This window comes from Microbacterium sp. LBN7 (assembly GCF_045690345.1).
In the GTDB taxonomy this organism is placed as follows: Bacteria; Actinomycetota; Actinomycetes; order Actinomycetales; family Microbacteriaceae; genus Microbacterium.
On sequence record NZ_CP147856.1, the window covers coordinates 2,700,868 to 2,713,517 of the forward strand.

Genomic DNA, 12,650 nt, shown 5'->3' on the forward strand with positions numbered 1-12,650 from the left:
GATTCGTTTTGTCAATGACAAAAATAATAGAATGAGAGCATCGGCTGAACGATGAGGAGCGGCGATGGTGCACGGGGTCATGGATGTCCGGCTACTGGCGCGCGTGGGGAGCAAGGCTCTCATCCGCGAGATCAATGAGGCCCTCGTGCTGGATGTGGTCCGTCGCAGCGGCACGACCTCGCGCGCCGAGGTCACGAGCGTCACCGGCCTCAGCCCCGCGACGGTGACGGGGATCACCAGCCAGCTCGTCCGCGATGGACTGCTGATCGAGAGCGAGATGCTGCGGGGGACGGGAGGGCGCCCCGCTCGGCTCATCGAGCTCGGGCGCGATGCGGTGGTCGCGGCGGGCGTCCGTCTCTCGCCGGACGGCGTCGAGGTCGCCCTGGTCGACCTGAGGGGCGACGTCGTCTCCACGCGCACGGCCCCGTTGACCGCGACCGATCCGGAGTCCGCCGCCGATGCGGTCGTCGCGATCGTGGATGCCGTCGCGGCAGAGCATCCGGCATCCGCACTCCGCGGCATCAGCATCGCGCTGTCCGGGATCGTGGATCGCCCGCGCGGGATCGTCCGCCACAGCGGCGCGCTCGGCTGGCAGGATGTGCCGTTCGCGCGGATGGTCGAGGACCGCAGCTCCGGGCGCGTGGTGATCGACAGCCTGGTGAACAGCTTCACCGCGGGGCTCGTCCTCCTCGACGCGGATCTCGCGGAGCGCGACGTGATCGTCGTCAGCGTGGGGGTGAGCCTCGGGGCATCGATGCTGGTCCACGGGCGCATCCACCGCGGGTTCGGGGGATCGGCCGGCGGATTCGCGCACTCCGCCCTCGGCGATCGGGACGGCGGTCGGCCGTGTCACTGCGGCGGCTCCGGGTGCCTGGAGACCTGGAGCAGTGTGTGGGGCATGCAGCGCGAATCCGAGCGGCGCGGGGGTGCGGCCGATCTCACCGAGAAGGTGGCGCAGGACGTGCTGGCCGAAGGCGGCCGCCAGCTCGGCATCGCGCTCGCCAATGCCGGGAAGATGTTCGGCCCCGAACGCATCGTGCTGGTGCTCTCGCCCGAGGTACGGGTCCCGGCCTTCCAGGAGAGCTGCGAGCAGGCGCTCGTCGGCGAGTACGTCTACGGCGACGGCACCGCTCCCGGGCTCGTGACCGTGGCGGCCGACAGCGACGTCTTCGCGCGCGGCGCCGGATATGACATGGTCACCGAGCTCTTCACCACGGATCGCGCCGACCCCCGCTGACGCCGGACAGTCGGTGAAGGGCCTATCGCAGGCCGTCCTCGCAGTTGCTCCCTGGTCGCGCTTCCGACCACAGCTCGTGCTCGCGCCCGTCCTCCGTGTCGATGTGCCACGGGGGGAACTTGACATACTCGTCCATCGCGAGGGACCACGATGCCTCCGCCCGTGTCGACCCGGGGTCGTCCGCGGGCAGCTCATCGTCTGTCGTCCAGTGCTCGGCCGGGTGGTCCTTTGCCCGTTCGTAGATGAGCTGACCGGTCTGGGACCAGTCCCGTTCGTTCATGCTCTCGGCAATGTCGGCGGGCATCGGCAGGCGTTCCGACGTGCGGTAGTCGTACGTGCAGGAGTATGTCTGCCCGTCGTCGGCGACGTAGCTCAGCGAGATCGTCACGTTGGTCGTGAGCCACGACCTCTGGCCCATCGTGAACAGGACGAGAGCGACGAGGACGACCACGGCGATCGCGATCAGCCATCGAGCACGCCGCCGCCGCCGTCTCTGCGGGGGCGACAACGATTCGATCGACATCAGATCCAGCGTAGCGAGATCGGCGGGCGGGTTGCGGCATCCGACGGTTCATGCCATGATCTCGGAAAGCGCTTACCCATCTCGGGGCGCACCCACTTCCAGAGAACGGACCATCACCATGACGCAGACCCCCACCCGCGAGATCGGGATCATCATGAACGGCGTCTCCGGGCGCATGGGCTACCGGCAGCACCTGGTGCGCTCGATCCTCGCCATCCGCGAAGAAGGCGGCATCGAGCTGCCCGACGGCTCCCGCATCACGGTGAAGCCGATCCTCGTGGGACGCAGCGAGGCCAAGCTCGCCGAGCTCGCCGCGAAGCACGGCATCGAGGACTGGACGACCGACCTCGACGCCGCCCTCGCCGACCCGCAGTGGGAGATCTATGCCGACTTCCTCGTGACCAAGGCGCGTGCCACGGCGATCCGCAAGGCCATCGCCGCCGGCAAGGCGATCTACACCGAGAAGCCGACCGCCGAGTCGCTCGACGAGGCGCTCGAGCTCGCCCGCCTCGCCGAGAGCGCGGGCGTCAAGACGGGTGTCGTGCACGACAAGCTCTACCTCCCCGGTCTGCAGAAGCTCAAGCGCCTGATCGACTCCGGGTTCTTCGGACGCATCCTCTCGGTCCGCGGCGAGTTCGGCTACTGGGTCTTCGAGGGCGACTGGCAGCCCGCCCAGCGCCCGAGCTGGAACTACCGCACCGAAGACGGCGGCGGCATCATCAGCGACATGTTCCCGCACTGGAACTACGTGCTCGAGAACCTGTTCGGCGAGGTGAAGAGCGTCTACGCGCAGGCGGCGGTGCACATCGCCGATCGCTGGGACGAGAAGGGCGAGCACTATACGGCCACCGCCGAGGACGCCGCGTACGGCATCTTCGAGATCGAGGGCGGCATCATCGCCGAGATCAACTCCTCGTGGACCGTGCGCGTGAACCGCGACGAGCTCGTCGAGTTCCAGGTCGACGGCACGCACGGATCCGCGGTGGTCGGCCTCTTCGGCGCCAAGATCCAGCCGCGCAACGCCACGCCCAAGCCGGTGTGGAACCCCGACCTGGAGGACACCCGCGACTACGACGCCGACTGGCAGACCGTGCCGACGAACGAGGTGTTCCTGAACGGCTTCCGCCAGCAGTGGGAGGAGTACCTGGTCTCCTTCGTGGAGGGCACCGACTACCCGTTCGACCTGCTCGCGGGCGCACGCGGGGTGCAGTTCGCCGAGGCCGGCCTGACCTCGAGTGCCGAGGGTCGCAAGATCGCGCTGTCGACCCTGAGCCTGGACTGACCCGATGAGCACTCTCCGACTCCTCGCGGCCGACGGCTCGGTGACGGATGCTGAGCTGAACGCGGGCGGCGCCTTCGCCCGCCCGGCATCCGCTCTGCAGAGCCGCGTGGCCTACGCGGCCGCGCACGTCGTGCCGAAGACCCATGCCGACAACACTCCGGGGCAGCCCGCCGACATCGACTGGGATTCGACGCTCGCCTTCCGGCGGAACGTGTACTCGTGGGGGCTCGGCGTCGCCGACGCCATGGACACCGCCCAGCGGAACATGGGTCTGGATGCCGCGGCGACCCGCGAGCTGATCGCGCGCAGCGCCGAGGTCGCCCGGGAAGAGGGCGGCTCCGTCGTGGTCGGCGTCAACACCGACCATCTCGCTGAGACGCACGTCTCGCTCGAGCAGGTCATCGATGCCTACAAGGAGCAGCTGCACTTCACCGAGGAGCAGGGCGCCGGCCCCGTGCTGATGGCCTCGCGTCACCTCGCGCGGATCGCGACGGGTGCCGACGACTACCGGCGCGTGTACCGGTCGGTGCTCGAGTCGGCGACGGTCCCCGTGGTGCTGCACTGGCTCGGCACGGCATTCGACCCGGAGCTGGCGGGATATTTCGGGGCGGAGGACTGGCAGACGGCATCCGAGGTCCTGCTCGAGGTGATCGGCGAGAACCCGGGCAAGGTCGCGGGCGTCAAGATGAGCCTGCTGAATGCGGAGTCCGAGATCGCGGTGCGCGAGCGCCTCCCGGAGGGCGTGCGCATGTTCACCGGCGACGACTTCAACTACGTGAGCCTCATCGGCGGCTCGTCGGTCGTCGAACGCGGGAGCGAAGCGAGCGCGACGGAACGTCCTGCACGCATCTATTCCGACGCTCTGCTCGGCGCGTTCGCGGCGATCACGCCGGTGGCGTCCGCGGCGATCCAGGCGCTCGACGCCGGCGACCACGAGTCGTACCTGCGCATCCTCGGCCCGACGGAGGAGCTCAGTCGGCAGGTCTTCGCCGCGCCGACGTTCTACTACAAGACGGGTGTCGCCTTCCTGTCCTGGCTCAACGGCCACCAGCCCGCGTTCCAGATGGTCGGCGGCCTGCACTCGGCGCGGAGCCTGCCGCACCTGAGCCGCATCGTCGAGCTCGCGAACGCCTCCCTCGCTCTCGAGGACCCGGAGCTCGCCCGCGAGCGCTGGCACGGGATGCTGCGACTGGACGGAGTGGACGTATGACCGGCCCCGACCCCCGCCTCTCGATCAACCAGGCCACCATCAAGCACGCCGATCTGGCGACGGCGCTGCGGGTCACCGCTGATGCCGGCATCCAGGCCATCGGCCTCTGGCGCGAGCCGGTGAACGAGGTCGGGCTCGACGTCGCCGCCCGGATGCTGGCGGACTCCGGCCTGCGTTTCACGACGCACTGCCGGGGTGGCTTCTTCACCCTCCCGGCCGGCCCGGCCCGCGACGCCGCGCTCGACGACAATCGCCGGGTGATCGAGGAGACCGCGGCGCTCGCCGCCGCCGGCGCCGACGGATCGACCGCTGTGCTCGTGCTCGTCGCCGGCGGACTTCCCGAGGGGTCGCGCGATCTGATCGGCGCGCGCGAACGGGTGCGCGACGCGATCGGCGCACTGGCCCCCGACGCCGAGGCTGCGGGAGTGACGCTCGCGATCGAGCCGCTGCATCCGATGTACGCGTCCGACCGGGCCGTCGTCTCGACGCTCGGACAGGCGCTCGACATCGCCGCCGACTTCGACCCGGAGGTCGCAGCCGTCGCCGTCGACACGTTCCACATCTGGTGGGATCCGCAGGTGCTCGAGCAGATCGCCCGTGCGGGCCGCGAGGGGCGCATCGCGACGTACCAGGTGTGCGACTGGAGGACGCCGCTCGCCGCGGACGTGCTGCTGTCGCGGCACTACACCGGGGAGGGCGTGATCGACTTCGGCTCGCTGACCCGCGCGGTGATCGAGACCGGGTACGACCGCGACATCGAGGTCGAGCTCTTCAACGCCGACATCTGGGCGGATGCGCCGGAGGACGTCGTGCGCCGGACGGCGGAGACCTTCGCCGCGGCGGTCTCCCCGCACCTGCGCTGAGTTGGGTCGCTGAGCTTGTCGAAGCGTCCTCGGGTCGGCCCTTCGACAGGCTCAGGGACCCAGGGAATCACGAGAGGATGAACGCATGACCGTGATCAGGCCGGGACTGTGCTCGGTGACGTTCCGCGGCCTGACGCCGGAGCGGATCATCGCGCTGGTGGCGGATGCCGGGCTCGACGCGATCGAGTGGGGCGGCGACGTGCACGTGCCTCCGGGCGACATCGCCCGCGCGACGCAGGTGGCGAAGGCGACGACGGATGCCGGGCTGGCGGTCGCCTCGTACGGCTCCTACTTCCGCGCCGGAGCCGATGAGCCTCTCACCCCGGTCCTCGACAGCGCCGAGGCGCTCGGTGCCGATCGCATCCGGATCTGGGCGGGCTCGGTCGGTTCCGGCGAGGCCACGGCGGGCGACCGGGCGGCGGTGGTCGAGCGGCTGCAGGCCGCGGCATCCGAAGCCAGCGCGAGAGGGATCGGTCTCGCCCTCGAGTTCCACTCCGGCACGCTCGCCGACACGGCGCCCACCACCCTGCGTCTGCTGGACGACGTCGCCGATCCGGGCCTGAGCACCTACTGGCAGCCGACCGTCGACGCATCGGTCGACACCGCGATCGACGAGTATCGGGCGCTCGCCGACCGCACCAGCGCCGTCCATGTCTTCTCCTGGTGGCCGGCGACCGAGCGGCTGCCGCTCCGTGCGCGCGACTCGCTCTGGACCCGGTTCTTCGCCGAGGCGAAGGGTGTCGCAGACCCACCCCGCGACGCGCTGATCGAGTTCGTGCCGGGTGATGATCCGGAGATGCTCCTCGGGGAAGCCGCCGCGCTGCGCGCCTACGTCGGACGGCTCGGGTGAGCGTGCTCCTCCCAGTAGGCTCTCGATCATGAGCGCGTCTCCGCCGCCCCCGGGTCCTGCGTCCGCCTCGCGCGCGGGACGGTCCGCTCGAGGAGCCGCGGCGACGCTGCACGACGTCGCCCGAGCGGCGGGTGTCTCTCTCGCCACGGCCTCGCGGGTCCTGAACGGGTCGGAGCGCAAGGTCGCCGAGTCGTTCCGCGCGCGGGTGGAGGCGGCAGCGGCAGACCTCGGCTACACCGCCAACGTCTCGGCGCAGGCCACCGCCCGCGGGACATCGCCCGTGATCGCGCTGCTCGTCGCCGACATCGCCGACCCCTACTTCGGGTTGATCGCCTCCGGCGTCGCCCGCGGCGCGGATGAGCACGGCCTGGTCGTGACGATCGCGATCACCGAGCGCGACGCCGCGCGGGAGGCCAGGATCGTCCGCGCGCTCCGCGGACAACGACCTCAGGGGCTGATCCTCGCGGCATCGCGCACCGAGGAGCCGATGGAAGCGGAGACCGCACGCGAGCTCGGCGAATACACCAGGCTGGGCGGCCGCACGGTCACGTTCGGACCGGACGGTCTCGGCGAGCGCCGAGTGGAGATCGACAACAGGGCAGGCGCCGAGGCCCTCGGGCGCCGCATGGCGGAGCTCGGATACCGCACGGCCGTCGTGATCGGCGCGGCAGAGGGCGTGCGCACCTCGGATGAGCGCCTCGACGGCTTCCGCGCGGGCTTCGAGGCCGCGGGGGGAACCGTCGAACGCGTGCTGCGCGGCGACTTCCGACGGGAATCCGGGTCCGCCGCGATGAGCGAGGCCCTCGCCGAGGGTGTGCAGAAAGGGACGCTCGTGTTCGGGATCAGCGATGTGGTGGCGATCGGCGCGATGTCCGCGATCCGCGACGCCGGCAGGCAGGTCGGCGCCGACATCGCCGTCTGCGGCTTCGATGACGTGCCGTCCAGCAGCGACGTCACCCCGGCCCTCACGACCGTGCGGGTGCCTCTGACGGAGGTCGGCTATCAGGCCTTCCGCGCGACGGTCGATCCGGACTGGCAGCAGCCGCCGCTGCCGCTCGAGGTCGTCGTTCGCGCGAGCACCCCGGAGGCGATGGCATGACCCGGATCGTGCTGGCTCCGGACAGCTTCAAGGGGACGATCACGGCGGTGGATGCCGCGGTCGCCCTGCAGGCCGGATGGACCGAGGTCGACCCCGGCGCGGAGTTCGTGCACCGTCCGATGGCGGACGGTGGCGAAGGAACGATCGCGGCCTTCGAGGCGGCGGTTCCCGGCTCCCGGCGCATGCCCGTCACGGTCGAGGGGCCCACCGGCGCGGAGATCGACACGTCGTGGCTGCTTCTGCCGCCGACCGCCGACGCGGCAGGCGGGACCGCCGTGATCGATCTCGCCTCGACGTCGGGCATCGAGCTGCTCGACACGCTCCGCCCCTGGGATGCCGACACGACCGGCTTCGGGCAGGCGATCGCCGCCGCTCTCGACCACGGCGTCTCGCGGGTCGTCGTCGGCATCGGGTCCAGCGGCTCGACGGACGGCGGGACCGGGATGCTCGCAGCTCTCGGCGCCCGATTCCTCGATGCCGCGGGCGCCCCCGTCGCGCGCGGTGCCCGTGGGCTCGCCGACATCGCCTCGATCGATCTGTCGGGTCTGCGCGCCGCGCCCGACGTGCTCGTGCTCACCGACGTCACCAACCCCCTGGTCGGCCCGCGTGGCGCGTCCGCCGTCTTCGGCCCGCAGAAGGGGCTGAACTCCGTCGCCGACATCACTCTCGCCGACCGTGGGCTCGGACAGCTCGCGGCACTCCTCGGGCTCGACGCGGATCTGCCGGGCACGGGCGCGGCCGGCGGCACCGGAGGGGCGCTCGTCGTCTGGGGAGGCGTGCTCGCCCCCGGAGCCGCCGAGGTGGCGGAGCTCATCGGCCTCGCCGATGCGATCGCCGACGCCGACGTGGTCATCACCGGCGAGGGCTCGTACGACGGTCAGTCCGGCGACGGCAAGGTCCCGTCGTTCATCGCCTCGCTCGCCGCGGAGGCCGGTGCCAGGGCGATGCTCGCCGCGGGACGCATCACCGCCGATTCCGACACCAGCCTGTTCACGGCATCCGCTTCGCTCACCGACCTGGCGGGATCCTCGGATGCCGCCCTCGCCGAGCCCGCCCGCTGGCTGCGCGAGGCCGGCGCGGCCCTCGCCCGCAGGAGCTAGCCGCCGAGTGCCGCCGACACGACCGCACGGGCTTCGGCCTGCACCTCGGCGAGGTGCTCGGGGCCGCGCAGGCTCTCGGCGTACAGCTTGTACACGTCTTCCGTGCCCGACGGGCGCGCCGCGAACCAGGCGTGCTCGGTCTGCACCTTGAGACCGCCGATCGCCGCACCGTTGCCCGGCGCGTGCGACAGCTTCGCGGTGATCTCCTCGCCGGCGAGCGACGTCGCGGTCACGGCATCCGGCGCCAGCTTCGACAGCGTCGCCTTCTGGTCGGGGGTCGCGGGGGCGTCGACGCGCTGATAGGCCGAGGAGCCGAAGGCCTGCTCGAGCTCGGCGTAGCGCTCCGAGGGGGTCTTGCCCGTCACGGCGATGATCTCGGCCGCGAGCAGGCAGAGCAGGATGCCGTCCTTGTCGGTCGACCAGACGGAGCCGTCCTTGCGGAGGAACGACGCCCCCGCGGACTCCTCGCCGCCGAACGCGACGGAGCCGTCGAGCAGACCCGGCACGAACCACTTGAACCCGACGGGCACCTCCAGCAGGCGCCGGCCGAGCGACTCCGCGACGCGGTCGATGATCATCGACGACACGAGGGTCTTGCCGATGGCCGCATCCCGCGGCCACTCGTTCCGGTGCGAGAACAGGTAGTCGATCGCGACCGCGAGGTAATGGTTCGGGTTCATCAGACCCGCATCCGGGGTGACGATGCCGTGCCGGTCGGCGTCGGCGTCGTTACCCGTGAGCACGTCGTAATCGCCCTTCTTGGCGACCAGCGACGCCATCGCCGACGGCGACGACGGATCCATCCGGATCTTCTCGTCCCAGTCGAGCGTCATGAATCGCCAGGTCGGGTCGACCTCGGGGTTGACGACCGTGAGGTCGAGGTCATGGACCTCGGCGATCAGCGCCCAGTACTCGACGGATGCTCCGCCGAGCGGATCGGCGCCGATGCGCACACCCGCGCGGCGGATCGCGTCGATGTCGATGATCGAGGGAAGGTCGCGCACGTACGCGTCGCGGAAGTCGTAGCCGGTGATCGCGTCCCAGTCGACGTCGGCGAAGCGCTCGCGCTTCACGCCCTCGAGTCCGTTCGCGATCAGCTCGTTGGCACGGTCGGCGATCCAGCCCGTGGCATCCGTGTCGGCGGGGCCGCCGTGCGGCGGGTTGTACTTGAAGCCGCCGTCGCGCGGCGGGTTGTGCGACGGCGTCACCACGATGCCGTCGGCGCGGCCCGCATTGCCCTCGGCCGGTCCGAGGACCCGGTTGTACGTGAGGATCGCGTGGCTGAGCGCCGGAGTCGGAACCCACGCGTCGCGCGAGTCGACGCGCACGTCGACGCCGTTGGCGAGCAGCACCTCGATCGCGCTGCGCTCGGCGGGCAGCGACAGGGCGTGGGTGTCGCGACCGAGGAACAGCGGGCCGGTGATGCCCTGCGAGGCGCGGTAGTCGACGATCGCCTGCGTGGTGGCGAGGATGTGCGTCTCGTTGAAGCTGTTCGACAGCGAAGAGCCGCGGTGGCCGCTGGTGCCGAAGACGACCCGTTCGGCGGCGACCTCCGGGTTCGGCACGCGGTCGTAGTAGGCGGCGATCAGCTCGTCGACGTCGATCAGGTCAGTGTCCTCCGCGGGGAGGCCGGCACGGCTCGTCATCCCCACAGTCTGCCCTCTGGGCGGCCGGAGTGCATCCCCGTTGACACGCCTGGTCGCGATACGGGCGTCACGTTACTGTGGCCTCGTGATCTACGAGGAGCGGGCGATTCCCGCAGGACTGGAGCAGGCGGTCTCGCGCCTCTGGTTCCTCGAGGCGCCGCGGGAGCGTCGCTACGAGAAGATCCTGCCGCTCCCGTTCGTCCACTTCATCGTCAACCTCTCCGACCCCTATGCGCTGTACGACCGCGACGGTCGGGGGACCGTGGTCTCCGCCGCATTCCTCTCCGGCATCCAGACGGAGTATCTCGTGATCGAATCGCCGCCGATCATCCGGCACGTGGGGGTCGAGCTGCGGCCCGAGGGGCTGAGCATCCTGACGCGCACGCCGGGTGCGCAGGTCGCGCGGCGTGTGCAGGATGCGACCGCCGTCGTGCCGGGCAGCGACCGGCTGGTCGCGGCGCTGCGCGGCGAGGCGTCTGCGGAGGCCGCGCTGAACGTGCTCCAGGACTTCCTCGTGGAGCGAGCGGTCGACTGGCGCCCCGACGAGGTGGTGCGGCACGCGCTCGCCTCGCTGCGCGAGGAGCCGGAGCGCCTCATCGGCGATCTCGCGCGTGCCGCCGGCGTCTCGCACCGCACGCTCATCTCCCGATTCCGCAGCGTCACCGGCCTGACGCCCAAGGAGTACGCGCAGGTCGACCGGTTCCATCGCTTCCTCGGAGCGGCGATCGCGGACGCCGCTGCCGAAGAGGCTGCGCCGGGGCCCGTCGCCGCTCCCGACTGGACGGCGCTCGCCGGGGCGTCGGCGTACTACGACCAGCCTCACGTCATCCGCGCCTTCCGCCGGTTCTGCGGATGGACGCCCACCGAGTACCACCGGCGGATCGCCGAGTTCGGACCGGATGCCGCCTACTTCGTGCCGCTCGACGAGATCCCCGATTCGGCTCAGGCGCGGTCGTAGGCGTCGTGCAGCCAGCCGGTCAGCTCGGCATCCACCTCGTCGACCGAGGTCAGGTCCACCCGGTGCGTGCACATCCCCGTGGCTGCGCGCAGGCGACCGGTAGGAGCGGCTCCGCGCAGGTTGAGGCCGACGCTGATCCGCGTGGCGCTGGGCGCCTCGATCAGCGCGAACTGCTTGCTTCGGCGCAGCGAGACCCCGGTCTTCTTGGGCGACACCTCGACGTCATCTCCGAAGGCGGATGCCGCGGCGACGAGGCGCTCGTACACCGGGCGCAGCGCGGCCTTCCGGCCCTCGTACTGCGCGTCGACGAGGCCGTCCGCCGAGACGTCGGCCCCCTGTGACCGGTGCAGCTTCACGATGAGGTTGGCGAAGCCGTGCGTCACCCCGTGCTCGGTCTTCAGGAACGCGACGGCCGCCGCATGCCGGTCGATCGCCGCGGCGTCGAGCTCCGCGAACCAGTCGGGGAGCTCCCGCCCGGTGCGCGCGGGGAGATTGTCGATCATCGTCTGCGTCGCAGCATCCACTTCCATGTCCGAAGACTAGGCGGCTTCGCCCGGTGCGCGATTGTACGGAATTGACCTCCGCACGCGAGGGATAAGGTGAGACGCGTGACTGAACGCCGCACCTACAGCTACCTCGGCCCCGCCGGAACCTTCACGGAGGCGGCACTCGACCAGGTCGCCGAGGCGCGAGGGCAGGACTGGCGCCCCGTGCACAACGTCGGGGAAGCGCTCGACGACGTGCTCGAGGGGCGCAGCGACGCCGCGATGATCGCGATCGAGAACTCGATCGAGGGCGGCGTCTCCACCACGCAGGACGCTCTCGCGACGCTGCCGGGTCTGCGGATCATCGGCGAGTACCTCGTGCGCGTGAACTTCGTGCTCGTCGCCCCGCGCGGCACCACGCTCGACCAGGTCGAGGTCATCGCGGCGCACCCGGTCGCCTACGCGCAGTGCCACGGCTGGCTCGGCGCGCACGTGCCGTCGCACTCGCACGTGCCGGCGGCCAGCAACGTGGCGTCCGCGATCGGCGTGCTCGACGGCACGCTTCCGGCGCAGGCCGCCATCGCGGCGCCCGGCATCGTGAAGCACTACGACGTCGACGTGCTGGCCGAGGGCATCGGCGACAACGCGCAGGCCGTGACGCGCTTCGTGCTCGTCACCCGCACCACGACGCCGCCCGAGCCGACCGGTGCCGACAAGACCTCGCTCATCGTCGAGCTCCCGCACGACCACCCCGGATCGCTCCTCGAGATGCTCGAGCAGTTCTCGACGCGCGGCATCAACCTGTCGCTGATCGAGTCGCGGCCGATCGGCGACGAACTCGGCCGCTACCGGTTCGTGATCGATGCCGACGGCCACATCGAGCATGAGCGGATGGCGGACGCACTGCTCGGCATCCGCCGATTCAGCCCGCGCGTCGTCTTCCTCGGCTCCTACCCCCGCGCGGATCGGCAGATCGTGCAGTACCCCGATCGCTACGCCGACGATGTGTTCGTCGAAGCGCGCGACTGGCTGCGCGGCATCCTCTCGGGCGAGCCCGAGGCCTGACCCTCACGCCCGGGCGGGCGCCGGGTCAGTGCTCCTGGAAGCGCGGCCAGTCGCTGCCCGGCGCCATGTGGGAGTGCAGGGCGCCCTTGGCGGATGCGAGGCTCGGGTACGTGCCCGTCGCGGCATCCGATCCCGTCATCGTGACGACGTAGCCGTCTTCGTCGTGGCGGATGCTGCCGACCACTCCGTTCGATCCGTAGGCGACCCAGAGGGCGAGGGTCTTGGTGCTGCTCATCGTCGGAACTCCTTCCACTGCCATGACACGGCCGGTGACCGTGCTCGTGACGCTACGCCTCGCGCACGCCGAGCACCAGGCCTTGACAGGGCGCTCC

13 protein-coding genes are annotated in these 12,650 nt (G+C 70.8%); 9 read left to right on the top strand and 4 right to left on the bottom strand.

The features are described 5' to 3' along the window. Positions 1-64 precede the first annotated feature (64 nt). On the top strand, positions 65-1,237 hold the full coding sequence (locus LBN7_RS12975; RefSeq protein WP_407359871.1) for an ROK family protein: 1,173 nt from the start codon (positions 65-67) through the stop codon (positions 1,235-1,237). A gap of 22 nt (positions 1,238-1,259) precedes the next feature. Here the strand turns inward: LBN7_RS12975 and LBN7_RS12980 are convergent, their stop codons facing one another. Further along, positions 1,260-1,760, bottom strand: a complete 501-nt coding sequence (locus tag LBN7_RS12980) for a hypothetical protein (RefSeq protein ID WP_407359872.1) — start codon at positions 1,758-1,760, stop codon at positions 1,260-1,262. Positions 1,761-1,878: 118 nt separating this feature from the next. Here LBN7_RS12980 and LBN7_RS12985 point away from each other — a divergent pair, with 118 nt between their 5' ends. The 6 genes from LBN7_RS12985 (at position 1,879) to LBN7_RS13010 (ending at position 8,164) form a co-directional block, all read left to right on the top strand. Beyond that, a complete protein-coding gene (locus LBN7_RS12985; RefSeq protein WP_116635443.1) occupies positions 1,879-3,042 on the top strand; it encodes a Gfo/Idh/MocA family protein in 1,164 nt (387 codons plus the stop codon). Between the two features lie 4 nt (positions 3,043-3,046). Beyond that, positions 3,047-4,252 (top strand): dihydrodipicolinate synthase family protein, encoded by a 1,206-nt coding sequence (locus LBN7_RS12990; protein ID WP_407359873.1) that lies wholly within the window; start codon positions 3,047-3,049, stop codon positions 4,250-4,252. Next, entirely contained in the window at positions 4,249-5,115 is an 867-nt protein-coding gene (locus LBN7_RS12995; protein WP_407359874.1) for a sugar phosphate isomerase/epimerase family protein, read from the top strand. Before LBN7_RS12990 ends, LBN7_RS12995 begins: the two co-directional genes overlap by 4 nt. A gap of 85 nt (positions 5,116-5,200) precedes the next feature. Further along, on the top strand, positions 5,201-5,965 hold the full coding sequence (locus tag LBN7_RS13000) for a sugar phosphate isomerase/epimerase family protein (RefSeq protein ID WP_407359875.1): 765 nt from the start codon (positions 5,201-5,203) through the stop codon (positions 5,963-5,965). Between the two features lie 28 nt (positions 5,966-5,993). Further along, on the top strand, positions 5,994-7,064 hold the full coding sequence (locus LBN7_RS13005; protein ID WP_407359876.1) for a LacI family DNA-binding transcriptional regulator: 1,071 nt from the start codon (positions 5,994-5,996) through the stop codon (positions 7,062-7,064). Then, entirely contained in the window at positions 7,061-8,164 is a 1,104-nt protein-coding gene (locus tag LBN7_RS13010) for a glycerate kinase (protein WP_407359877.1), read from the top strand. Before LBN7_RS13005 ends, LBN7_RS13010 begins: the two co-directional genes overlap by 4 nt. On the opposite strand, the gene pgm is transcribed toward LBN7_RS13010, so the two are convergent. Further along, positions 8,161-9,810, bottom strand: coding sequence for a phosphoglucomutase (alpha-D-glucose-1,6-bisphosphate-dependent) (gene pgm, locus LBN7_RS13015; RefSeq protein ID WP_341947524.1), 1,650 nt, complete (start codon positions 9,808-9,810; stop codon positions 8,161-8,163). The two genes, LBN7_RS13010 and pgm, sit on opposite strands and share 4 nt — an antisense overlap. 85 nt (positions 9,811-9,895) lie before the next feature. On the opposite strand from pgm, the gene LBN7_RS13020 reads away from it, so the two are divergent. After that, positions 9,896-10,768, top strand: a complete 873-nt coding sequence (locus LBN7_RS13020; protein ID WP_407359878.1) for an AraC family transcriptional regulator — start codon at positions 9,896-9,898, stop codon at positions 10,766-10,768. Here LBN7_RS13020 and LBN7_RS13025 read toward each other — a convergent pair. Continuing rightward, positions 10,753-11,298, bottom strand: coding sequence for a DUF4287 domain-containing protein (locus LBN7_RS13025; RefSeq protein ID WP_407359879.1), 546 nt, complete (start codon positions 11,296-11,298; stop codon positions 10,753-10,755). The genes LBN7_RS13020 and LBN7_RS13025 overlap by 16 nt on opposite strands. A gap of 69 nt (positions 11,299-11,367) precedes the next feature. On the opposite strand from LBN7_RS13025, the gene pheA reads away from it, so the two are divergent. Then, positions 11,368-12,318, top strand: a complete 951-nt coding sequence (pheA, locus tag LBN7_RS13030; protein ID WP_341947527.1) for a prephenate dehydratase — start codon at positions 11,368-11,370, stop codon at positions 12,316-12,318. Between the two features lie 25 nt (positions 12,319-12,343). On the opposite strand, the gene LBN7_RS13035 is transcribed toward pheA, so the two are convergent. Continuing rightward, positions 12,344-12,553 carry a methyltransferase gene (locus LBN7_RS13035; protein WP_116635448.1) on the bottom strand — a complete coding sequence of 70 codons (210 nt, stop codon included), beginning with the start codon at positions 12,551-12,553 and terminating at the stop codon, positions 12,344-12,346. Positions 12,554-12,650: the final 97 nt, after the last annotated feature.

What these genes read in the sequence shown, in the direction of transcription:
- LBN7_RS12975 (WP_407359871.1), top strand. Translation starts at nt 65, where the DNA reads ATGGTGCACGGGGTCATGGATGTCCGGCTACTGGCGCGCGTGGGGAGC.
- LBN7_RS12980 (WP_407359872.1), bottom strand. Translation starts at nt 1,760, where the DNA reads ATGTCGATCGAATCGTTGTCGCCCCCGCAGAGACGGCGGCGGCGGCGT.
- LBN7_RS12985 (WP_116635443.1), top strand. Translation starts at nt 1,879, where the DNA reads ATGACGCAGACCCCCACCCGCGAGATCGGGATCATCATGAACGGCGTC.
- LBN7_RS12990 (WP_407359873.1), top strand. Translation starts at nt 3,047, where the DNA reads ATGAGCACTCTCCGACTCCTCGCGGCCGACGGCTCGGTGACGGATGCT.
- LBN7_RS12995 (WP_407359874.1), top strand. Translation starts at nt 4,249, where the DNA reads ATGACCGGCCCCGACCCCCGCCTCTCGATCAACCAGGCCACCATCAAG.
- LBN7_RS13000 (WP_407359875.1), top strand. Translation starts at nt 5,201, where the DNA reads ATGACCGTGATCAGGCCGGGACTGTGCTCGGTGACGTTCCGCGGCCTG.
- LBN7_RS13005 (WP_407359876.1), top strand. Translation starts at nt 5,994, where the DNA reads ATGAGCGCGTCTCCGCCGCCCCCGGGTCCTGCGTCCGCCTCGCGCGCG.
- LBN7_RS13010 (WP_407359877.1), top strand. Translation starts at nt 7,061, where the DNA reads ATGACCCGGATCGTGCTGGCTCCGGACAGCTTCAAGGGGACGATCACG.
- pgm (WP_341947524.1), bottom strand. Translation starts at nt 9,810, where the DNA reads ATGACGAGCCGTGCCGGCCTCCCCGCGGAGGACACTGACCTGATCGAC.
- LBN7_RS13025 (WP_407359879.1), bottom strand. Translation starts at nt 11,298, where the DNA reads ATGGAAGTGGATGCTGCGACGCAGACGATGATCGACAATCTCCCCGCG.
- LBN7_RS13035 (WP_116635448.1), bottom strand. Translation starts at nt 12,553, where the DNA reads ATGAGCAGCACCAAGACCCTCGCCCTCTGGGTCGCCTACGGATCGAAC.